At 72.8% G+C, this 20,744-nt stretch carries 16 protein-coding genes and 1 pseudogene; 7 read left to right on the top strand and 10 right to left on the bottom strand.

Going from position 1 to position 20,744, the window contains the following annotated elements:
- Nucleotides 1-82 precede the first annotated feature (82 nt).
- Nucleotides 83-1,357 carry a DNA glycosylase AlkZ-like family protein gene (locus Q7L73_RS13390; protein ID WP_304690212.1) on the top strand — a complete coding sequence of 425 codons (1,275 nt, stop codon included), beginning with the start codon at nucleotides 83-85 and terminating at the stop codon, nucleotides 1,355-1,357.
- 54 nt (nucleotides 1,358-1,411) lie between these two features.
- On the opposite strand, the gene Q7L73_RS13385 is transcribed toward Q7L73_RS13390, so the two are convergent.
- The 4 genes from Q7L73_RS13385 to serA all read right to left on the bottom strand — a co-directional run bounded on the left by Q7L73_RS13385 (nucleotide 1,412) and on the right by serA (nucleotide 7,130).
- A complete protein-coding gene (locus tag Q7L73_RS13385) occupies nucleotides 1,412-3,001 on the bottom strand; it encodes a 2-isopropylmalate synthase (RefSeq protein WP_304690210.1) in 1,590 nt (529 codons plus the stop codon).
- A 147-nt stretch (nucleotides 3,002-3,148) separates the two neighbouring features.
- Nucleotides 3,149-3,853 carry a hypothetical protein gene (locus Q7L73_RS13380; RefSeq protein ID WP_304690209.1) on the bottom strand — a complete coding sequence of 235 codons (705 nt, stop codon included), beginning with the start codon at nucleotides 3,851-3,853 and terminating at the stop codon, nucleotides 3,149-3,151.
- Nucleotides 3,850-5,394, bottom strand: a complete 1,545-nt coding sequence (locus Q7L73_RS13375) for an APC family permease (protein ID WP_304690207.1) — start codon at nucleotides 5,392-5,394, stop codon at nucleotides 3,850-3,852. The genes Q7L73_RS13380 and Q7L73_RS13375 overlap by 4 nt, the downstream gene beginning before the upstream one ends.
- Nucleotides 5,395-5,492: 98 nt before the next feature.
- Complete coding sequence (gene serA / locus Q7L73_RS13370; RefSeq protein WP_304690205.1) at nucleotides 5,493-7,130, bottom strand: phosphoglycerate dehydrogenase; 1,638 nt, start codon at nucleotides 7,128-7,130, stop codon at nucleotides 5,493-5,495.
- 30 nt (nucleotides 7,131-7,160) lie between these two features.
- On the opposite strand from serA, the pseudogene Q7L73_RS28740 reads away from it, so the two are divergent.
- Nucleotides 7,161-7,406, top strand: a pseudogene (locus tag Q7L73_RS28740) (MBL fold metallo-hydrolase); the annotation flags it as partial.
- Nucleotides 7,407-7,640: 234 nt separating this feature from the next.
- On the opposite strand, the gene ilvC reads toward Q7L73_RS28740, so the two are convergent.
- The gene (gene ilvC, locus Q7L73_RS13360; protein ID WP_304690199.1) at nucleotides 7,641-8,633 is read right to left on the bottom strand and encodes a ketol-acid reductoisomerase; all 993 of its coding nucleotides are present in this window, start codon (nucleotides 8,631-8,633) and stop codon (nucleotides 7,641-7,643) included.
- A gap of 114 nt (nucleotides 8,634-8,747) precedes the next feature.
- Here ilvC and Q7L73_RS13355 point away from each other — a divergent pair, with 114 nt between their 5' ends.
- Nucleotides 8,748-9,659 (top strand): oxygenase MpaB family protein, encoded by a 912-nt coding sequence (locus Q7L73_RS13355; RefSeq protein ID WP_304690196.1) that lies wholly within the window; start codon nucleotides 8,748-8,750, stop codon nucleotides 9,657-9,659.
- A 30-nt stretch (nucleotides 9,660-9,689) separates the two neighbouring features.
- On the opposite strand, the gene Q7L73_RS13350 is transcribed toward Q7L73_RS13355, so the two are convergent.
- Nucleotides 9,690-10,550, bottom strand: coding sequence for a class I SAM-dependent methyltransferase (locus tag Q7L73_RS13350; protein WP_304690190.1), 861 nt, complete (start codon nucleotides 10,548-10,550; stop codon nucleotides 9,690-9,692).
- Between the two features lie 9 nt (nucleotides 10,551-10,559).
- Complete coding sequence (locus tag Q7L73_RS13345; protein WP_304690186.1) at nucleotides 10,560-11,906, bottom strand: AMP-binding protein; 1,347 nt, start codon at nucleotides 11,904-11,906, stop codon at nucleotides 10,560-10,562.
- Between the two features lie 50 nt (nucleotides 11,907-11,956).
- On the opposite strand from Q7L73_RS13345, the gene menB reads away from it, so the two are divergent.
- From menB to Q7L73_RS13330, 3 genes are read left to right on the top strand one after another with little or no spacing between them, the layout of a single operon-like run.
- Entirely contained in the window at nucleotides 11,957-12,784 is an 828-nt protein-coding gene (gene menB / locus Q7L73_RS13340; protein ID WP_304690183.1) for a 1,4-dihydroxy-2-naphthoyl-CoA synthase, read from the top strand.
- 17 nt (nucleotides 12,785-12,801) lie between these two features.
- A complete protein-coding gene (locus Q7L73_RS13335; RefSeq protein ID WP_304690180.1) occupies nucleotides 12,802-13,704 on the top strand; it encodes a 1,4-dihydroxy-2-naphthoate polyprenyltransferase in 903 nt (300 codons plus the stop codon).
- Between the two features lie 19 nt (nucleotides 13,705-13,723).
- Nucleotides 13,724-14,749 carry a mandelate racemase/muconate lactonizing enzyme family protein gene (locus Q7L73_RS13330; protein WP_304690178.1) on the top strand — a complete coding sequence of 342 codons (1,026 nt, stop codon included), beginning with the start codon at nucleotides 13,724-13,726 and terminating at the stop codon, nucleotides 14,747-14,749.
- On the opposite strand, the gene Q7L73_RS13325 is transcribed toward Q7L73_RS13330, so the two are convergent.
- From Q7L73_RS13325 to menH, 3 genes are all read right to left on the bottom strand, one after another.
- Entirely contained in the window at nucleotides 14,706-16,964 is a 2,259-nt protein-coding gene (locus tag Q7L73_RS13325; protein WP_304690176.1) for an MMPL family transporter, read from the bottom strand. The genes Q7L73_RS13330 and Q7L73_RS13325 overlap by 44 nt on opposite strands.
- A gap of 88 nt (nucleotides 16,965-17,052) precedes the next feature.
- Nucleotides 17,053-18,111 carry a ScyD/ScyE family protein gene (locus Q7L73_RS13320; protein WP_304690174.1) on the bottom strand — a complete coding sequence of 353 codons (1,059 nt, stop codon included), beginning with the start codon at nucleotides 18,109-18,111 and terminating at the stop codon, nucleotides 17,053-17,055.
- Between the two features lie 96 nt (nucleotides 18,112-18,207).
- Nucleotides 18,208-18,933, bottom strand: a complete 726-nt coding sequence (gene menH, locus Q7L73_RS13315; protein ID WP_304690169.1) for a 2-succinyl-6-hydroxy-2,4-cyclohexadiene-1-carboxylate synthase — start codon at nucleotides 18,931-18,933, stop codon at nucleotides 18,208-18,210.
- A gap of 15 nt (nucleotides 18,934-18,948) precedes the next feature.
- Between menH and menD the strand changes: the two genes are divergently transcribed.
- Nucleotides 18,949-20,733, top strand: a complete 1,785-nt coding sequence (gene menD / locus Q7L73_RS13310; protein ID WP_304690166.1) for a 2-succinyl-5-enolpyruvyl-6-hydroxy-3-cyclohexene-1-carboxylic-acid synthase — start codon at nucleotides 18,949-18,951, stop codon at nucleotides 20,731-20,733.
- Nucleotides 20,734-20,744: the final 11 nt, after the last annotated feature.

Below are 20,744 nucleotides of genomic sequence, written 5' to 3'. Positions count from 1 at the left end.
CGTCAGGTTGCGCCAGCGTTAACGGTGACGCTGTCGCGTTCCTCCAAGCGCCCGCGACGGCGGGCCGGGTAGCGTGGCGACGATGGAGATCTCCCCCGCCCAGGCGGTCGCGTTCCGGCTCGCCGCGCACGGTCTCGCACCGCGCGGCGACGGCGGCGATCCGCTCGCGCCGCTCGCGAGCTGGGCGCTGCAGGACTCGCCGCCGGGGACGGCCGCGGTCGCGCTGGCGGCGCGGTCGCAAGCGCTCGACGCGGGCGCGCTCGACACCGCGCTGCACGACGAGCGCAGCGCGGTCGCGCTCTACAACCCGCGCACGGCGACGGCGATCGTGCCCGCGGCCGAGGTGGTCGCCTACACGCGCGCGCTGCGACCGGCCGGCGCCGACGCCGACGGCTGGCGCGCCGTGCTCGGCCCGCGGGTGCTGCCAGACGCGGGCGAGCTGGCCGAGCCCGCGGCCGCGCTGGACGCCGCGCTGCCGGCCTTCGCGGCCGCGCTCGACGGCGCCGAGCTGAGCCGCGACGACCTCCACGCCGAGCTGCGCGAACGGCTGCCGCAGCCGCTGCTGCCGTGGTGCGACGGCTGCCAGTCCCACCACGCGCGCCGCGGTCTGCTGGTCGCCGCCGGCCTCCACGGCCTCCTCTGCATCGCCGGCAGAGCCGGCCGCCAGCCGCTCTTCGCCCGCACCGACCAATGGCTCGCCAGCGCGCCCAGCGCGTGGGCGTCCAGCGCGGCCGGCGCGTGGGCGTCCAGCGCGGCTGGCGCGGGCGACGGCGCGTCCGACGCGGGCGACGGCGACACATCCGGCGCGGGCCCAGTCGACGGGGACAGCGCCGCCGCCGACCTCGTCCGCCGCTACCTGCGCTGGTACGGACCCTCGACGCCGGCGCTGTTCGCACCATGGGCGGGGATCACGCCGAGCCAGGCGCGGGCGGCGTGGGCGCTGGTCGAGACGGAGCTGGCGGAGGTCGGCATCGCGAGCGACGACGGCAGTGCCAGACCTCGCCGCGCCTGGCTGCTCGCCGACGACGTCCAAGCGCTCGCGGACGCCGAGCCGCAGGCCGGCGCCATCCTGCTCGCCCCCGGCGATCCGCTGCTGCTCGCGCGCGACCGCGAGCTGCTGCTGCCCGATCCGGCACAGCGCAGACGCGCCTTCGCGGCGATCAACGGGCCCGGCGTCGTCCTGCTCGACGGCGCGGCCGCGGCGCTGTGGCGCGGACGCAAGCGCGGCAGAACGCTGGAGGTCGCGGTCGAGCCGCTGGCCGAGCGCCCGCTGTCGAGACGGGCGCTCAGCGCGATCGAGCGCGAGGCGGTGCGGCTCGCGCCGCACCGCGGCTGCAGCGGCGCCGCGCTCGCCTGACGCGTCGCGTGCCGCCCGCGGCAGACCGCCGGCGGCACGAGCGAGCGAGCCGGGCTACGGCGTCGTGATGCGGTTTGCGGCGGCGGCCGTCGCCTCTTCCGCCTCGGCCGCGATCGAGCGGCGGCGGACGGCGTTGGAGAGCGCGCGCACGTAGGCGCGGCCGGCGGCCTCGATGATGTCGGTCGAGACGCCCTGGCCTGAGCCGCTGACGCCGTCGACCTCCAGCACGACCGAGGTCTCACCGAGCGCGTCCTGGCCGCTGGTGATCGCGTCGATGCGGAAGTCGCGCAGCTTCGCGTCGATGTTCGTCGCCGCGTTGATCGCGTGGAAGACCGCGTCGATCGGGCCGTCGCCGGTGAACCTGCCGGTCGCCTCGCTGCCGTCGGGCATCGAGATCGCGACGGTCGCGTGCGGCGGGCGTCTCGACGACGCCTCGACCTCGAACCACTCGAGGCCGAACGCGGGGATCTCCTCGCGCAGCTCGTCGGTCACGAGCGCCTCCAGGTCCATCGCGGTGACCTGCTTCTTCTTGTCCGCGATCTCCTTGAAGCGCTTGAAGGCGGTGTTGAGCGCCTGACCGTCGACGACGATGCCCATGTCGGCCAGCGCGTCTCTCAGCGCGTGGCGGCCGGAGTGCTTGCCGAGCACGAGCGAGTTCGACTCCAGCCCGATCGACCGGGCGTCCATGATCTCGTACGTCTCGCGGTTCTTCAGCACGCCGTCCTGGTGGATGCCGGACTCGTGCGCGAAGGCGTTGCGGCCGACGATCGCCTTGTTCGGCTGGACCGCGTAGCCGGTCATGCGCGAGACGAGGCGGCTGGTGCGGGCGATCTCGGTCGTGACCGCGCCGGTGCTCAACCCGATGTCCGCCTGCCGCGTGCGCAGCAGCATCACGATCTCCTCCAGCGAGGCGTTGCCGGCCCGCTCGCCGAGGCCGTTGATCGCGCACTCGACCTGGCGCGCGCCGGCCAGCACGCCGGCGAAGGAGTTGGCGACCGCGAGGCCGAGGTCGTCGTGGCAGTGGACCGACAGCACGACGTCTCTGAGGCTCGGCGTCAGCTCGTAGAGGCGCGTCAGGAAGGCCGTGTACTCGTGCGGCATCGTGTAGCCGACGGTGTCCGGGATGTTGATCGTCGTCGCGCCCTCGTCGATCGCGATCTGCAGCACCTCGGCGGTGAACTCGACGTCGGAGCGGGTCGCGTCCATCGGCGAGAACTCGACGTCGTCGACGTACGACTTGGCGTGCGCGACGCCGGCGCGCGTGAGGCCCTTGACGTCCTCGCGCGTCGAGCGCATCTGGTGCTCGATGTGTATGTCGGAGGTCGAGACGAACGTGTGGATCCGAGGTCGCGCGGCGTCTCTGATCGCGTTCGCTGCGGCGTCGATGTCGCCGACGTGGATGCGCGCGAGCCCGGCGATGACGGGACCTTCGACCTGGCGGGCGATCGTCTGGACCGCCTCGAAGTCGCCCGGCGAGGCGATCGGGAAGCCGGCCTCGACGATGTCGACGCCGAGCCGCGCGAGCTGCTGAGCGATCTCCAGCTTCTCGCTCGTGTTGAGCGAGATGCCCGGCGACTGCTCGCCATCGCGCAGCGTCGTGTCGAAGATCAGTACTCGGTTGGGGTCCTGCTCTGCGGGAGTCATGTCGTGCTCTTCCTTATCGGCTCGGTGCTTCGAATCTTCTCGCTGGGTTTGCGGCTACGCGGCCGCCACGCACTATTCCCCCCGAGGGGGGAGGAGAAGAAGTCGAAGGGCAAGCAGGCGCGACATGAGTGCGCCGAGCTTACCAGCTCAGCCGAGCACGGAGCAGCCGCCGCAGCCGAGCCCGCCGCGCGTGACCGTCACCGTGCGCGTGACCCGCGGCGCGCTGTAGAGCTGTATCGCGGCGGGGATCACGTCGAGGTGGATCGCCCACCTTCCCGGCGCGTCTATCCCGACGACGCGGAAGCTGCCGTCGCGCTTTGCTCTGACGCTGGCGCTGAGCTGGAAGAAGGCGCCGTCTCTGCGGCGCGGCACGCTGCGGCGCAGGATCACCTCGGCGCCGCCCCATCTGGTGAAGACCGCTCTCGGCCCGAGCTTCCCGGTGACGACGATCCGCCCTCTCTTCGCAGCTCTGAAGCGGACGCCTGTCACCGTGATCGTGCCGAGCCCCGGCTGGACGCCCGGCGAGCTGGCGGTCGCGCTCTCCCCCGCCGCGTCGGTCGCCGTCACCTGGCAGGCGAGCGGATAGCCCTTGTAGTACGGGTCGTCGATCGCGAACGTCCTGCCGCTGCCGCGCGAGCTGCCGTTGACGATCCAGTCGTAGCGGAAGGAGACCGGGCCGCCGCTCCACTGGCCGGGCTCGCAGCTGACGGTCGCGCCGAAGGCGACCGATCCTCTGATCGAAGGCGGCGTGGTGGCGGCCGGTGCGGCCAGCGCGACCGGGACGGCGACGGCCGTGAGGGTCGCGAGCGCGCCCGCAAGCGCGCCCGCGATGCGTCGGGACGAGATGCTCATCCAGCCGACGATGGCGTCGAAGCGGGCGCCCCGCCACGGCCAGAAGTGGGTACGTCGAGGAACCCGGGCGGCGCGACCTCCGGCTTGCGGCGGAAGAAGGCGCGGTAGGGAGCGGTCGCGAGCAGCATCGCGACGACGCCGAGCAGCAGCGAGCCGATCCCGATCACGATCGGCACCTGGATGCCGAGGATCGGCGGCGCGTAGTTGGCGCCGGCCTTCGAGTAGTACGTCAGCGCCTTCACGAAGATGCCGAACAGCATCAGCCCGCCGAGCAGCGGGACGATCCCCACCAGCACGAGGTTGCGGACGCTGCGGCGCAGCTCGTGGCGGAAGTAGATCGCGCAGGCGATGCCGGTGAAGCCGTAGTAGAAGCAGATCGCGAAGCCGAGCGCCGTGATCGAGTCGCCGAGCACGCTCTGCGCCGGGTTGAGCGCCATCACGCCGACCGTCCAGACGATCGACAGGCCGCCCATGAAGAGCGTCGCGGTGTCCGGCGTCTGGTGCTGCGGGTGGATGTGCGCGAAGCGCGTCGGGATCGCCCGCTGGCGCGCCATCGACAGCATCGTGCGGGCGGTCGGCAGGATCGTCGTCTGCGTCGAGGCCGACGCCGACGTCAGCACGGCGACGATCAGCAGCTTGTCCCACGGCGAGCCGAACACCTGCGTGCCGAGCACGCTCAGCACGTCGTCGGGGTTGTTGGTCAGCGTCGCCGTGCCGCTGTAGGCCTGCGCGGCGGCGGAGACGACGAGGTAGATCGCCAGCAGCAGCAGCGTCGAGACGACCGCGGCGCGGCCGGGCCCCTCCGCCTTGTCCTCGGACTCCTCGTTGACGGCGACGCCGGAGTCCCAGCCCCAGTAGATGAAGACGCCGAGCAGGATCCCGTCGACGAGCGCGCCCCAGCCGAGCGCGAACGGGTTGAACCAGTCCAGCTGCGGCGTCAGCGAGCCGGCCGGGTGGTTGAGGTAGACCTTCGTCAGCGCGACGGCCGAGAAGGCGGCGAGGATCGCGATCTCGGCCGACAGCAGCGCGGTCTGGATCCGCGCCGACAGCTCGATCCCGCGCCAGCAGATCCACGTCATCAGCGCGATCCAGACGACCGCCGCCGCGATCTGGGCGCCGTTGGAGTCGGCGGCGGAGTGCCAGCCGACGAGCAGGAACGTGTAGCGGCCGGCGATCTGCGCCAGCGTCGCCATCACGATCACGTCGGCGACGAAGATCGCCCAGCCGTTGAGCCAGCCGAGGTGCGGGCCCATCGCGCGCGTCACCCACGAGAAGCTCGTGCCGGCGTCCGGGTCGGCCTTGTTGAGGTAGCGGTAGGCCGCCGCGACGAACAGGATCGGCACGAACGAGACCAGCAGCACCGCAGGCGCATGCACCCCCACCCCGGCGACCGCGACGACGAAGCCGAGCGTCGCCGCGAGCGAGTAGGCGGGCGCCGTCGAGGCGACGCCGATGACGAGGTTGGAGAGGTAGCCGAGCGCGTTCTGCTTCAGCTCGGCCGGCGGCGTGCCGGCTCTCTCACCCGCGGTCGCTGTCTCCATCGCTCCTGCTCCTGGTCTAGAGAAGCCCCTGAGCGAGTGTTCCCGCGGGTGGGCGGCGCGGATGTCCCATCTCGCGCCGCCCTGTTGGCCCTGCCGTCCTAGAGGTTGACGGCGCGGCCCGAGACGAAGCCGTCGGTGGCGACGATCCCGTCGATCACCGTCGGATCGACCGGCGCGTCGGTCGTGACGACCATCACGGCGTGCTCGCCGGGGCCGTCGTCGTCGCCGGGCGTGCGGCCGACGGCGGCGGAGACGATGTTGATCCCTCTGTCGCCGAAGACCGAGCCGACGCGGCCGATCATGCCCGGCACGTCCGAGTAGGAGAAGAGCGCGAGGTTCTTCTCCAGCTGCAGATCGAAGCGCTGGCCCCAGATCTCGAGCAGGTGCGGGCGGTTGCGGCGGCCGACGTTGGTGCCGACGACGCGCTGGCGCAGGCCGCCGGAGACGACCGTCACGCGCACGAGGTCGTTGAAGTCCTGCGCGGTCTCGCGCTTGGACTCGACGACCTCGATCCCGCGCTGCTCGGCGATCGACGGCGCGTTGACCTGGTTGACCTCCTCCTCGGTGTGACCGGTGAGGACGCCCTGCAGGACGGCGATCGACAGCAGGCGCGTGTCGCGCGCGCCGATGCGGCCGAAGAACTCCAGCTCCAGCTTGTCGATCGTGCCGTCGACGAGCGAGATCGCGAGCTTGCCGAGCTGCTGGCAGAGCGGCACGAACGGGCTCAGGACCTCCATGTCCTCGGGCGCGATCGCCGGGATGTTGACGGCGGTCGTGACGGTGCCGCCGGTCAGCGCGGCGATCACCTGCTCGGCGGTCTGGACGCCGGCGCGGTCCTGCGCCTCGGCGGTCGAGGCGCCGAGGTGCGGCGTCACGACGACCTGCGGGTAGCCGTCGAACAGCGGGTAGTCGGTGATCGGCTCGCTCGGGAAGACGTCGAGCGCGGCGCCGGCGACCTTGCCGGAGTCGAGCGCGGCCTGCAGGGCGGCGTCGTCGACCAGCTCGCCGCGGGCGCAGTTGATGATCCGCACGCCGTCCTTCATCTGCGCGAACGCCTCGGCGTCGAGCCAGCCCTTCGTGTCGGGCGTGACCGGCAGGTGGATCGTGATGAAGTCGGCGACCTTGTAGACGTCGGAGCTGTTGTCGGCCTTCTCGACCTCCAGCTCGCGGTAGCGGTCGGCCCCGACGAACGGGTCATACGCCACCACTCTCATGCCGAAGCCCTTCGCGCGCTCGGCGACGAGCTGGCCGATGCGGCCGAAGCCGACGACGCCGAGCGTCTTCTCGAACAGCTCCACGCCGCCGAACTTCGAGCGCTCCCACTTGCCGGCCTTGAGCGAGGCGTCGGCCTGCGGCACGTTGCGCGCGAGCGAGGTCAGCAGCGCCATCGTGTGCTCGGCGGCGGTGATCACGTTCGACTGCGGCGCGTTGGCGACGACGATCCCGCGTCTGGTCGCGGCCGGCACGTCGACGTTGTTGACGCCGACGCCGGCGCGCCCGATCACGCGCAGGCTCGTGCCGAGCGAGATGTACTCCTCGGTCATCTTCGTCGCGGAGCGGATCAGGATGCCGTGGTATTCCGGCAGTCTGGTGCGGAACTCCTCGTCGGACCAGCTGTCGCCGAGGTCGACGTCGAAGTGCTCTCTGAGCATCGCGACGCCGCTGTCGGCGAGCTTCTCCTTGACCAGGATCTTCAGTCTGTCGGTCATGCCCGGGATGTCCTCAATCGTCGTCATTGGCGGCGCGCAGAGACTAGCGTCTCGGTCATGAAGACCAGCAGCCACGGTGCGCATCTCACACAGCTAACGCGCTTCGGTGCCGTCAACGCCTACCTCGTGCGCGAGGACGACGGGCTGACGCTCGTCGACACGCTCGTGCGCGGCAGCGCGAACGCACTGGTCGCCGCCGCGGAGGGGCTCGGCGAGCCGATCGCGCGGATCGTGCTGACGCACGGCCACGTCGACCACGCCGGCTCGCTCGACGCGCTGCACGCGCGCCTGCCCGGCCTCGTCCTGGCACCGGCCGACGGCGCTGGCGAGCGCGCGGGCGCTGCGGGGGCTGGATCCGGCGCGGCTGGCGACCGGCCACGGTCCGGTGCTGGAGTCGCCGCCGGCGGCGATGGACCGCGCGCTGGCGCGGGCGGGGGCCTAGAACGACGACGGGCGCCCGCGAAGGGCGCCCGTCGGGAACTTTCAAAGGATCTGCGAGAGCGGCGGAGCGACCGCGCTCTCGCGAGAGTGTGGGCGCTACTCGTGGAACGCCGTGTCGATCCAGTCCATCTGGGCGCGCAGCTCTCTGCCGACGACCTCGACCTGGTGGCCGGCCTGCTCCTCGCGCATGCGCTTGAAGTTCTCCTGGCCGGCGCGGTTCTCGGCGATCCACTCGCGCGCGAACTGGCCCGACTGGATCTCGCCGAGGATCTCTCTCATCGCCTTGCGGGTCTCGTCGGTGACGACGCGTCTGCCGCGGGTGATGTCGCCGTACTCGGCCGTGTTCGAGATCGAGTACCGCATGCCCGCGATGCCCTTCTCGTACATCAGGTCGACGATCAGCTTCAGCTCGTGCAGGACCTCGAAGTAGGCCAGGCGCGGGTCGTAGCCGGCGTCGACGAGCGTGTCGTAACCGGCGCGGACGAGCTCCGAGGTGCCGCCGCAGAGGACGGCCTGCTCGCCGAAGAGGTCGGTCTCGGTCTCCTCGCGGAACGAGGTCTCGATCACGCCGCCGCGGGTGCAGCCGATGCCCTTCGCGTACGCCAGCGCGATGTCTCTCGCGGTGCCGGTCGCGTCCTGGTGGATCGCGATCAGGCCCGGGACGCCGGAGCCCTCGGTGTACTGGCGGCGGACGAGGTGGCCCGGGCCCTTCGGGGCGACGAGCGCGACGTCGACGTCCTCCGGCGGCACGATCTCGCCGTAGTGGATCGAGAAGCCGTGGCCGAACAGCAGCATGTTGCCGGTCGCGACGCCGTCCTTGATGTCCTCGTAGACGTCGTGGTGCAGCTCGTCGGGGACGAGCACCATGATGACGTCGCCCTTGCTGGCGGCGTCGACCGGCGACAGCACCTCGAGGCCGTTGGCCTCGGCCTTGGCAACGCTCGACGAGCCGGGACGAAGGCCTACGACGACCTGGACGCCGGAGTCCTTGAGGTTCAGCGAGTGCGCGTGGCCCTGGGAGCCGTAGCCGATGATCGCGACGGTCTTGCCGTCGAGAAATCTGAGATCAGCGTCGTCGTCGTAGTACATGACGCGGCAGGGTAGCGGAAGCCCACATGGCAACAGCTTCCGGAGCGTCAGCCATTGACAGCGACAGCGCCGACGCGCAAGACTGACAGCACCCGTGGTCAGATCGAGCGGCAGATGACGGACGAGGGCTACTTCCCGCGCGGGCGGTCGCTGCTGCGCGCCGTGCACGAGGAGCGCGTCGTCGGCCTCTTCTACGGTCAGCGGGCGCTCGCCGTCGGCGCGCTCGACCCGCGCAACTTCGTCGGCACGATCCAGTCCTCAGCCGGCCGGCGCGCGCCGTTCCGCCGCCTGCAGCGCACCGCCGACGCGTTCGAGACGGTCTTCTTCGGCAGCCGCGCCGAGGCCGACCGGATGCTGGCGCGCGTCGACCGCATGCACGAGCGCGTCAGCGGCGAGCTGCAGCACGACTCCGGCCCGTACGCCGCGGGCACGCCGTTCGCCGCCTTCGACCCCGAGCTGATGCTGTGGACGGTCGCGGTCACGTTCGACTCGGCGCAGGTCTTCTACGAGCTGTTCGTGCGCGAGCTGAGCGCCGCCGAGCGCGACCAGCTGTGGCAGGAGTACCGCCGCTTCGGGATCCTCTTCGGGATGCCGGCATCGGCCGCGCCGCGCTCCTACGCCGAGTTCCGCGCGTGGTTCGGCCAGCGGCTCGCGAGCGACGAGATGCACCTGACGCCGGAGGCGCGCTACACCGGCCGCGCGATCGCGTTCGAGATCCCGATGGGCCGCGGTCGCGCGCTCGCGAAGCGGATCCATGACGCGATCATGCGCGGCGCGCTGCCGCCGCGGGTGCGCGAGCTGTACGGGCTGCGCTGGAGCGCCGCCGACGCGCGCCGCTTCCGCGCCTGCGTCGCCTTCGTGCGCGCCGGCCGACGGCTCGCGCCGCGCGTGCTGACGCACGGCTCCTGCCACGTCAGCTACGTGCAGACGGCGGCGGTCGAGCGGGCGCGGCTGCGCGACGGGCGGCCGACGCCGCAGGTGCCGGAGCCGGGGACGCTCCAGCCGGTGCCGGCGCGCGCGAGCTGAGGCGCGGCGCGCGGGCCGCAGCCCGGCGGCCTACGCCTCCGCGACCGCGACGAGCGCGACGCCGGGGAGCGAGAGGCTGCCGTCGGCGTGCTCGTACGGGGCGGCCTTCTGCTCCAGCCGCGCGCGCAGGTCCTTCAGCTGTGCCTCGTTGAGGCCGCTGACGAGATCGGTCAGCGGTCGCAGTATCGCGACGGCCTCGCTGAAGTAGTCGATCACGCCGGCGTACGGGAACGTCAGCTCGACCTCGGCCGTCTCGATCTCGGCGAAGCCGGCGTCCTCCAGCAGCGTGCCGAGGATCGCGGGCGTCGCGAGGTCGAACGGGCTCGGGCTCGGCGGCAGAAGCGCGTCGGTCAGGCCGGCGTCGTAGAGCGCCTCGCGGATCAGCATCGCCCACGGGTTGCGCTCGGGCGCGGTCCAGGTCGCGAGCGCGACCCGGCCGCCGGGGCGGAGCACCCGCCGCGTCTCGCGCAGGGCGGCCTCGCGGTCGACCGCGAACATGTAGCCCCAGCGGCAGAGGACGCCGTCGAACTCGGCCGTTCTGGCGTCGATCCATTCGAGGTCGACGGGGCGGAACTCGACGTTGCTCAGCCCCAGCTCCTCGGCGCGCGCTCTCGCCGCCTCGACCATCGCCTCGGCGCCGTCGCTGGAGACGAGCACGCCGCCGGGCTCGATCAGCTCGGCGGCGAGGAAGCCGGTCTCGCCGATGCCGGCGGCCAGCTCCAGCAGGTGCTGGCCGGGCTGCGGGCGGATCGCGTTGACGAGCCAGTGCGAGACGGCGAGCGTCGCGGCGGTGAAGCGGCCGTTGCTCTGCGCCCAGCCGTCGGCCGAGCGCTCCCACAGCGCGCGGATCGAGGCGCGCAGCTCGTCGGGATCGGGCGGTGAGGCGGTCATCGGGCGAGGCTATCTCAGCTGCCGGCGCAGCAGCTTGCCTGAGACGGTGCGCGGCAGCGGGTCGGCTGAGAAGGAGATCGACTTCGGCACCTTGAAGCGGGCGAGGTGGGCGGCGACGTGGGCGCGCAGGTCGGCCTCCCCCACCGGGGAGTGGACGACCACCACCGCCGCCACCGCCTCCCCCCACTCGTCATCTGGACGCCCGTACACGCCCGCGTCGGCGACGGCCGGGTGCGCGAGCAGGACCGCCTCGACCTCCTGCGGCGCGACGTTCTCGCCGCCGCTGACGATCAGATCGGACTTGCGGCCGCTGACGATCAGGCGGCCGTTCGCGTCGAAGCGGCCGAGGTCGCCGGTGTGGAGCCAGCCGTCGGCGGCGAGCGCGCCGCGCGCGACCGTCTCCCCCGCGACGAGGATCTCGCCGTCGGGCGCGAGCGTCACGCGCTGGCCGAGCAGCGCGTGGCCGACCGTCTCCGGCTCGCCCGGCGCGCCGGTGCAGACCTGCGAGCAGGCCTCGGTCATGCCGTACGTCTGCGCGGCGGGGATGCCGGCGGCGGCGGCGCGCGCGGCCAGCGCCGGCGCGAGCGGCCCGCCGCCGATCAGCGCGCAGCGCAGCGCCGGCGGCTGCGTCAGGCCGGCGTCGAGCGTGCGCTGGAGCGTCGTCGCGACGAGCGAGACGAGCGTCACGCGCAGCGCCGGGTCGGCAAGGGCGGCGGCGGCGCGCGCCGCCTCGAACCGCTCGTGCAGCACGACGGTCGTGCCGTAGACGGCGCTGCGCAGCAGGATCGAGAGGCCGCCGACGTGGCTCAGCGGCAGCGTGCAGAGCCAGCGGTCCTCGGCGTCGAGGCCGAGCGCGAGCGCCGAGCCGAGCGCGTTCCAGAGCCAGTTGGAGATCGTCAGCTCGACCGGCTTCGGCGCCGAGGTCGTGCCGGAGGTGTGCAGGACGGTCCCGACCGCCGACGGGTCGAAGCGCTCCAGCAGCGCGCGCTCGGGCGCCCCGCGCAGGGCGGCGGCCTCGGCGGAGGAGGGTCCGTCGAGCGGCTCCTCCACGACCGTCCGCGCGCCCGCGGCCCGCAATGCCTGCTCCTCCCCGCTCAGCCGCAGGTCGATCGGCACGACCGCCGCGCCCAGCCCCAGCACCGCGTGGACGCAGGTCGCGAAGCCCGGCCCCGGCGCCAGCCGCAGCGCCACCCGGTCGCCGGGACCGACCCCGCGCGCGTGCAGCGCGGCGGCGGCGCGGCGCGCGCGCAGGTGCAGCTCGGCGTACGTGACGACGGTGCCGTCGGCGGCGATCAGGGCCGGGTGATCGGGCCGGCGCGCGGCGCTGCGCGGGAGCCATGCGTCGAGATCGACCATCGACCATCTAGTGTCCCTGATCGCAGCCCCGCACGAAGGAGACGCCCGACTTGCCCGCGACCTGGACATCCGCCGCCGACTACGAGGACATCCGCTACGAGCTGAGCGGAGACGGGATCGCGAAGATCACGATCGACCGCCCGGAGGTCCGCAACGCCTTCCGGCCGGAGACGGTGATCGAGCTGTCCGACGCGTTCGAGCGCGCCCGCGAGGACACGAGCGTCGGCGCGATCATCCTCACGGGCGAGGGCGACAAGGCGTTCTGCTCCGGCGGCGACCAGCGCGTGCGCGGCGACTCCGGCTACAGAGTCGGCGGCGTCGCGAGAGTCGGGCGCTTCCACGTGACCGACCTGCACGTCCAGATCCGCCGGCTGCCGAAGCCGGTCGTGGCGATGGTGAGAGGGTTCGCGATCGGCGGCGGCCACGTGCTGCACGTCATCTGCGACCTGACGATCGCGGCCGACAATGCCCGCTTCGGCCAGACCGGCCCGAGAGTCGGCTCGTGGGACGGCGGCTTCGGCGCCAGCGTCCTGCGCGACCTCGTCGGCACCAAGAAGGCGAAGGAGATCTGGCTGCTGTGCCGTCAGTACGACGCGCAGGAGGCGCTGGAGATGGGCCTCGTCAACGCCGTCGTGCCGCTCGACCAGGTAGAGGAGGAGACGGTCAAGTGGTGCCGTGAGATGCTCGCGCTCTCCCCCTTCGCGCTGCGGCTGGTGAAGTCGAGCTTCAACGCACAGGAGGACGGCTACGCCGGCATCCAGCAGCTCGCGCACGACACGAACCTGCTGCTGTACGGCTCCGACGAGGCGAGAGAGGGCCGCACCGCCTTCCTCGAGAAGCGCCAGCCGGACTTCTCCAACTTCCCGCGCCGCCCGTAGCCCGTACGCTGAGCACGATGTCCGCCGACACCGCATCCGCCAACCCGATCCGCATCTGGCTGATGGCGGCGCGCCTGCGCACGCTGCCGGTCGGCCTCGCGCCGGTGCTGGTCGGCACCGCGCTGGCCGGCTTCGAGGACACCTTCCACCCGCTGCGGTTCGTCGCGGCGGTGCTGGGGGCGCTCTTCATCCAGGTCGGGGCGAACCTCTCCAACGACTACTCCGACGCCCGCCGCGGCGCCGACACCGAGGACCGCCTCGGGCCGGTGCGGGTCACCGCCGGCGGGCTCGTGCCGCCGCGCCAGGTGCTGATCGCGACCTATGTCACGTTCGCGCTCGCGGCCGTCTGCGGCGCGTACCTGATCGCCGTCGCGGGCTGGGAGCTGCTGCTCGTCGGCGTCGCCTCGATCATCGCCGGCGTGCTCTACACCGGCGGCCCGCGGCCGTACGGCTACGACGGCCTCGGCGAGCTGTTCGTCTTCCTCTTCTTCGGGATCGTCGCCGTCGCCGGCTCCTACTTCGTGCAGACGGAGACGCTCGAATGGGAGGCGTTCGCGCTCGCGGTGCCGGTCGGCCTGCTCGCCTCGGCGGTGCTCGTCGTCAACAACTACCGCGACATGGACACCGACCGCAGGGCCGGCAAGAAGACGCTCGCGGTGCGGCTCGGCCGCACGCGCACCCGCGTGCTCTACGCGGCGATGGTCTACGGCTCCTACCTGCTGACGCCGGTCACGTGGCTCTTCGGCTCGCTGGCGCCGTGGGTGCTGCTGCCGCTGCTGACGGTGCCGCTGGCCGCGCAGGCGGTGCGGATCGTCAGAAACCGCACCGACGGGCCGACGCTCAACGAGGCGCTCGCCAGAACCGGGATGCTCGAGCTGATCTTCTGCGTCCTGCTGTCGGCCGGCGTGCTGCTCTCCTAGGCCGGGCACGGCGCGGACGATGCATCTCGCCATCGCCCCGCGCCGCCTGCGGCTGAAGCGGCCGCTGGAGACCGCGCACGGCACGATCGCCGAGCGCGAGCTGCTCGACGTGCTCGTGATCGGCGCCGACGGGATCGCCGGCGCCGGCGAGGCGGCGCCCTTGGAGTCCTACGACGGCGTCGCGCTCGACGACGTCCGCGCCGCGCTGGAGGACTGCCGCGCGATCGTGCGCGAGGCCGACGGCCGGCCGCTGCACCAGGTGCTGGCCGACTGCCGCGAGGCGGCCGTGCTGCCGCAGGCGGTCGCCGCCCTCGACCTCGCCCTCTGGGACCGCGAGGGGCGGCGGCTGAGAGCGTCGGTCGCCGCGCTGCTGGGCGGGAAGGCGGGCGCCAACGTCGCCGTCAACGCGGTCGTCGGCGCGACCGATCCCGCCGCCGCCGCGCGCGCCGCGACCGCCGCGGCGGAGGCCGGCCACCGCTGCGTGAAGCTGAAGGTCGGCGTCGGCGACGACGTCGCGCGGGTCGCGGCCGTGCGGGCGGCGCTGGGGCCGGCGGTCGCGCTGCGGCTCGACGCCAACGGCGCCTGGGCGACGCCGGCGGAGGCGGAGCGGGCGCTGCGCGCGCTGGCGCCGTTCGAGCTGGTCGAGGAGCCGGTCCACGGCGTCGCGGCGCTGCGCGAGCTGCAGGCGGCGCTGCCGCAGACGGCCGTGGCGATGGACGAGAGCGGCGTCGAGCCGGGCGCCGTCGGCTCCGGGGCGACGCGGCTCGTCTGCCTCAAGCTGACCCGCTGCGGCGGCATCTCCGGCCTGGTCGAGGCGGCCGAGCAGGCGCGCGCGGCCGGCAGCGAGGTCTTCCTCGCCTCGACCTTCGACGGGCCGCTCGGGATCGCCGGCGCGCTGCACGCCGCCGCCGCGATCGAGCCGACGCGGCCGTGCGGCCTCGCCACCCTCTCAGCGTTCGCAGACCTCGACCTCGACCCCGCGCTGGCGGTCGAGGACGGCTTCATGCGGGTTCCGACGGGACCGGGGCTGGGGGTCCGGGCGTAGCGCTCGGCGGCGTCGGCGTCGACGGCGGGCCGCCGCGGCGGTCCTCGTTCTCGAAGTAGCCGTGGCCCTCGACGGAGATGTGCGGCAGGATCCGGTCGAGCCAGCCGGGGATCCACCACGCCGCTCTGCCGAGCACGACCATCACGGCCGGCACGAGCAGGCAGCGCACGATCGTCGCGTCGACGATCACCGCGATCGACAGGCCGATGCCGAACTGCTTGATCGTCGGGTCGCCGTTGAGCACGAACGAGGCGAAGACGGAGACCATGATCAGCGCCGCCGCGGTGATCACGCGCGCGCTCTCGGCCAGCCCGACGACGATCGCGTCACGCGCGCTGCGGCCCTCCTTGTAGTGCTCCTGAACATGGCTCATGAGGAAGACCTCGTAGTCCATCGAGAGCCCGAAGAGGCCGGCGAACATCAGCAGCGGCAGGTAGCTGACGATCGGCACCGCCCCGTCGAGCCCGACCGCGCCCGCGAACCAGCCGTACTGGAAGACCATCACGACGACGCCGTAGGCGACGCCGATCGAGAGCAGGTTGCAGACCGCCGCCTTCAACGGGATCAGCAGCGAGCGGAAGGCGATCGTCAGCAGGATGAAGCTGAGGCCGATGATCACCGCGATCGTCTCCGGCAGCTTGTCGGAGATCTCCTCGCCGAGGTCGATCGAGGCGGCCGTCGAGCCGCCGACGAAGGCGTCGATCCCCTCGCCTCTGGTCTCGTTCGGGATCGTCGTGTCGCGCAGCGTGTTGACGAGGTCCTGGGTCGCGAAGTCCGACGGCGCGGTCGTCGGGATCGCGTTGAACGTCGCGATCTGGCCCGGTCCGTCGAGCGCGACCGGCGTGACCGCCTTGACGCCGTCGACTCTGCCGATCGCCTGCTGCAGGCTCGCCAGCTGGGGGTCGTCCGGCTGCGCCGCTCTCGCCAGTCTGGCGGCGAAGACGATCGGGCCGTTGGCGCCGACGCCGAAGCCGGTCGTGATGTCGTCGTAGGCCTGCCGCGCCGTCTCCTCCTGCGGCAGCGCGCCGGTGTCGGCCTGGCCGAACTCGAGCGAGAGCGCGGGGATCGTCAGCGGGATCAGTATCGCCAGCGCGCCGACGACCGCGATCGCCGGATGGTGGGTGATCCAGCGCGCCAGCCGCGCCCAGCGGTTGTGCTCGATGTCGACGGCCGCGTCCGGTCTGCGACCGGGCAGCGGGAGGTGGTTGATGCGCGGCCCGACGAGCGCGAGGATCGCCGGCAGCAGCGTGAGCGCGCAGACGATCGCGATCGCGACCATCAGGCCGGTCGTGAGGCCGAGCGTCGTCACCAGCGGGATGCCGGCGACCGCGAGCGAGCAGACGGCGACGACGACCGTGCTGCCGGCGAACAGGACCGCGCCGCCGGAGGCCGCGACCGCGCGCGCGACCGACTCGCCCGGGTCCATCCCTCTCGACAGCGTGTCGCGATGGGTCGTGACGATGAACAGCGCGTAGTCGATCCCGACGCCGAGCCCGAGCATGATCGCCATCGTCGGCGCGGTCGTCGGCACCTCCGTCACGTGGCTCAGCAGCGTGATCCCGGAGACGCCCGCGAAGACGCCGACCAGCGCCGAGAGGATCGGCAGCCCCATCGCGACGAGCGAGCCGAACGTGAAGGCGAGCACGATCAGCGCCATCGCGAGGCCGACGACCTCGCTCTGCTCCGTCTCCGGCTTGCTCAGCTTCGAGCCGAGCGGGCCGCCGGCCGAGGTGCTCAGCCCGGCCGCCTTCGCCGGGTCGGCCTTGTCGAGGATCGCCTGGCCGTCGTCGAGCGTGATGTCGCCCAGCGACCGGTTCGGGAAGACCGAGACGTACGCGATCGTCTGGTCTCTGGAGATCTGCGCCGCGCCCGCTCTGTCGAGCGGGCTGATCACCTTCGCGACGTACTCGTCCTTCGTCAGCCCGTCGACCGTCTGCTGGATCGGCGTGCTGTATCTGCCGTCGGTGATCTTCGCGCCCTTCGGCGCCCGCAGCACGATCGGGCTGGAGCCGTTGGCCTGGTCGGGGAAGCCGCGCTGCAGCAGGTCGGTCACCTGCTGCGAGCCGGTGCCCGGGAGGCTGATGTTGTCGCTCGCCTGCGAGCCGAGCGCGCCCGCGAGCGCGACCAGGCCGACGGCGATGACGATCCACGCGAGCAGCACCGCGAGGCGGTGTCGTACGCACAGCTTGCCCAGCCGGTACAGCGCGCCCGTCATCGTCTACCGCCGTCCTCGCGTTCGGTCCCGGAACGGATTGTTGAATACCGATATTCTGCTTCCCGGTCAATGACGCACTGTCAACAAGTCACAGCCCGCTCACCTTCACCACCTCGCCGCCGGCACCTCTGAACGGGCTTCTGCTCGGCGTTCTGGCCGGCAGCACCGAGAAGTTCGACAGGTAGACGTCGCCGTCGGCGGTGACCGCCGCGCCCTGCGGGAACAGCAGACCTCTGCTGAAGCTGGTGCGGCTGCCGTCGGGCTTGATGCGGGTGATGCGGCCGGGCGCGCTCTGCGATCTGAGGTTCGTGCTCAGCTCGGTCACGTACATGCTGCCGTCGCCGCCGAAGGCGAGGCCGGTGATCGCGCTGAAGCCAGACGCGACGACGGTGGGCGTGCCGCCGCTCGGCGGGATCTTCAGCACGCGCGCTCTGCCGCTGCCCGCGCCCTCGGCCAGCTCGCCGACGTAGATGTCGCCGTCGGGACCGAGCGCGAGCGAGGTCGGCACGCGCTGCGCTCTGCCGGGACCTCTGATGACGGCGAGCAGTCTGACCGCTCCGCCGTGGGCTTCCAGGATCGCGTTGGCGCCCGCGTCGGCGACGATCTGACGGCCGTCTGCGAGCGCGAGCACGTCGTACGGATCCGAGTTGAGGTCGCCGTTGACGCCGTCGGAGTTGTGTCTCCACTCGAAGCTGTCGATCGCGGCGACGTCGGTCAGCGGTCTCGGCCTGACGCGCCACAGCTCGCCGGCCTGCGCCTGCGCTCTTCTCGGCGCGCCGGCGACCTGTCTCGGCGTGCCGGAGGCGATCACGGTGTAGAGCGCGCCGTCGGGCGCGACCGAGACGCCGTCGGGCCCGACGGTGAAGGTGCCGTCCTGGCCGCCGAGCGACAGCAGGCCCGCCTGGACGACGCGCTTGGCGCCGCTGCCCGGGTTCAGCGCCCAGATCTTGCCGCTGAAGCCGATGCAGGTCGGGTCTCTTCTGGGGCCGATGCACTGGCCGCCCGCTTTGCCGGCGGCGGCGAGGTAGAGCGTGCCGTCGGGCGCGAGCGCGACGTGGCGGGGATTGTCGAAGCCTCTGGCGACGACCGACAGCGATGGCGCGGCCGCGGCGACCGCCGGCAGCGCGCATGCAGCGGCCCCGGCCATGAGCAACCCCAGACCGGACCGCGAAACGGAGGGAGTCATGCGGCGACGCTACGCCGCTTTGCTGCGTTTTGTGGAGGGAAAGGGGATGAGTCGTGGTCAGAGCAGCGCGGCGACTTCTGCCGGCTTCTCGAGCTGCACGGCGTGGCCGGCGTCCGCGACGACGTGGATCGTCGCGTGCGGGATCCGCTCCGCCATCTGCTGCGCGAGCGCGCGGAACTTCGCGTCGCGCGCGCCGGCGATCAGGGTCACCGGCAGCTGCAGGTCGTGGAGTCGCTCCCAGAGCGGCTCCATCGCGCCGGTGCCGACGCCGCGCAGCGAGGCGGCGAGGCCGGGCGCGCCGTTGCGCAAGCGCTCCTCGTGGGCCTGCTGCGCGACGTGCGGCGGCTGGCCGGCGAACAGCGGCTGCGCCGCCCATCTGCGCGCGAACGCCTCGACGCCGCCCTGCTCGATCTCGTCGGCGAGCGCCTCGTCGGCGGCGCGGCGGACGGCGCGCTCGCCGGGGTCCGCGAGGCCGGGGCTGGCGCCGATCAGCGTCAGCCGCGTGATCCGGCGCTGCGTCTGCGGATCGCGCAAGGCGAGGTCGAGCGCGATCCGGCCGCCCATCGAGTAGCCGGCGAGCGCGAATCGCTGCGGCGCGCGCTGGAGGACGTCGTCGCCGATCGCCGCGAAGCTGACGGGGCGCGCGTCGCCGTTGTCGCCGTGGCCGCGGAGGTCCGGGGCGAGCGCGCGATAGCGTTCGCCCATTGCCGCCACGACGGGATCCCAGCTGCGCCCGGTCTGCGTGAAGCCGTGCAGCAGGACGAGCGTCGACCGTTCAGTCACACCCAGGATGTCTACATGACCGCAACCGCGACCGACACCTACCTGCTGCTGCGGGCCTTCTGCGACGAGCTGGCCCGCTGCGGCGTCACCGACGCCTGCACCTCCCCGGGCTCGCGCTCGACGCCGATGGTGCTGTCGCTGGCGCGCGAGCCGGGGCTGCGCACGTGGTCGCACATAGACGAGCGCGTGGCCGGGTTCTTCGCGGTCGGCCTGGCGAAGCAGTCGCAGCGGCCGGTCGCGATCACCGTCACCTCGGGCACCGCGGCGGCCGAGCTGGCGCCGGCGGTGATCGAGGCGGCCGAGGCGCGCGTGCCGCTGATCGTCCTCACGACCGACCGCCCGCCCGAGCTGCGCGACGTCGGCGCCGGCCAGACGATCGACCAGGTGAAGCTGTTCGGCGGCGCGGCGAAGCAGTTCGTCGAGGTCGGCGTGGTGGGCGAGGCGACCGTCGCGCGGCTGCGCTGGATCCGCACGCTCGCCTGCCGCGCGGTCGCGACGGCGTCCTCCGGCCGCGCGGGCGTCGTCCACCTGAACTTCCCTCTGCGCGAGCCGCTGGTGCTCGACGCCCCCCTCCCGCCCGACCCTCTTCCCGGCCGCCCCCACGGGCGGCCGTGGGTGGCGTGGATGCCGAACGCTGTGAGATCGGAGCCCTCTGAGGGCCCCGATCTCACAGTGTTCGCGGCGGCGGCGCGGACGGTCGTCGTCGCCGGACGGGCGGAGCGGGCGGGGGTCGGCGTTGAGGTGGCGCAGGTGGCGGAGCGGGCCGGCTGGGTCCTGCTCGCCGACCCGCTCTCGGGCGCTCGCGCCGGCGCGAGCGCGATCGCCCACTACGACGCGCTGCTGCGCGACGAGGCGTTCGCCACCGGGCTGGAGGCGCCGGAGCTGGTGATCCGCCTCGGCGACGTGCCGACCTCGAAGCCGCTGCGCGCCTGGCTCGCCGGCCTCGACCCCACGGTCCCCCAGCTCGCGCTCGACCCCGAGGCGACCTGGCACGACCCCGACGGCGTCGTCAGCGAACGCGTCGCCGGCGACCCCGTCGCGACGCTCACCGCGCTCGCCTCGTCTTCCTCCTCAGAGGATGGATGGCTCGCCCGTTGGCGCGATGCCGACGCGCGCGCCGCCGAGGCGATCGGAGCGACGATCGCTGCGGGCGGGGACGCGCCGCTGAACGAGCCGCTCGTCGCGCGCGAGGTGGCGGCGGGGCTGCCGGCGGAGGCGACGCTGTTCGTCGCCGCCTCGATGCCGATCCGCGACGTCGAGACGTTCGCGCCGGCCCCGGCCGACGCTGGCGGCGCCGCGCGGATCCTCGCCAACCGCGGCGCGAACGGGATCGACGGCACCGTCGCCTCGGCCCTCGGCGCCGCGGCGGCGGGCGCGAGCGATGGGCCGGGCACCTCGGCCGATGCGAGCAGCGGGCCGGTCGTGCTGCTGATCGGCGACGTCGCGCTCGCGTACGACCTGTCGGCGCTGCTGAGCGCGAAGCGACTCGGCCTCGACCTGACGATCGTGCTGATCAACAACGACGGAGGTGGGATTTTCCACTTCCTGCCTGTCTCTTCGCAGGCGGACGCCTTCGAGCACCACGTCGCGACGCCGCACGGCCTCGACTTCGCCGTCGGCGCGCAGCTGTACGGCGCGCGTCACGTGCCGGTCGCGACCGCGGGCGAGCTGCGCGCCGCGCTCGCCGAGGCGACGCGGCCGGGCGCCGGCGTGACGATCGTCGAGGCCCGCAGCGAGCGCGACGAGAACGTCCGCCTGCACCGCCGCATCTGGCAGGCCGTCAGCTCCGCGTTGGGCTAGCGGGCAGCGAG

Source organism: Conexibacter sp. CPCC 205762, from assembly GCF_030646155.1.
In the GTDB taxonomy this organism is placed as follows: Bacteria; Actinomycetota; Thermoleophilia; order Solirubrobacterales; family Solirubrobacteraceae; genus Conexibacter.
This window is presented reverse-complemented; position numbering and strand designations above follow the sequence as displayed.

What these genes read in the sequence shown, in the direction of transcription:
- Q7L73_RS13385 (WP_304690210.1), bottom strand. Translation starts at nt 3,001, where the DNA reads ATGACTCCCGCAGAGCAGGACCCCAACCGAGTACTGATCTTCGACACG.
- menD (WP_304690166.1), top strand. Translation starts at nt 18,949, where the DNA reads ATGACCGCAACCGCGACCGACACCTACCTGCTGCTGCGGGCCTTCTGC.
- Q7L73_RS13335 (WP_304690180.1), top strand. Translation starts at nt 12,802, where the DNA reads ATGTCCGCCGACACCGCATCCGCCAACCCGATCCGCATCTGGCTGATG.
- Q7L73_RS13375 (WP_304690207.1), bottom strand. Translation starts at nt 5,394, where the DNA reads ATGGAGACAGCGACCGCGGGTGAGAGAGCCGGCACGCCGCCGGCCGAG.
- Q7L73_RS13350 (WP_304690190.1), bottom strand. Translation starts at nt 10,550, where the DNA reads ATGACCGCCTCACCGCCCGATCCCGACGAGCTGCGCGCCTCGATCCGC.
- Q7L73_RS13325 (WP_304690176.1), bottom strand. Translation starts at nt 16,964, where the DNA reads ATGACGGGCGCGCTGTACCGGCTGGGCAAGCTGTGCGTACGACACCGC.
- Q7L73_RS13380 (WP_304690209.1), bottom strand. Translation starts at nt 3,853, where the DNA reads ATGAGCATCTCGTCCCGACGCATCGCGGGCGCGCTTGCGGGCGCGCTC.
- Q7L73_RS13355 (WP_304690196.1), top strand. Translation starts at nt 8,748, where the DNA reads ATGACGGACGAGGGCTACTTCCCGCGCGGGCGGTCGCTGCTGCGCGCC.
- Q7L73_RS13390 (WP_304690212.1), top strand. Translation starts at nt 83, where the DNA reads ATGGAGATCTCCCCCGCCCAGGCGGTCGCGTTCCGGCTCGCCGCGCAC.
- Q7L73_RS13320 (WP_304690174.1), bottom strand. Translation starts at nt 18,111, where the DNA reads ATGGCCGGGGCCGCTGCATGCGCGCTGCCGGCGGTCGCCGCGGCCGCG.
- ilvC (WP_304690199.1), bottom strand. Translation starts at nt 8,633, where the DNA reads ATGTACTACGACGACGACGCTGATCTCAGATTTCTCGACGGCAAGACC.
- Q7L73_RS13345 (WP_304690186.1), bottom strand. Translation starts at nt 11,906, where the DNA reads ATGGTCGATCTCGACGCATGGCTCCCGCGCAGCGCCGCGCGCCGGCCC.
- Q7L73_RS13330 (WP_304690178.1), top strand. Translation starts at nt 13,724, where the DNA reads ATGCATCTCGCCATCGCCCCGCGCCGCCTGCGGCTGAAGCGGCCGCTG.
- serA (WP_304690205.1), bottom strand. Translation starts at nt 7,130, where the DNA reads ATGACGACGATTGAGGACATCCCGGGCATGACCGACAGACTGAAGATC.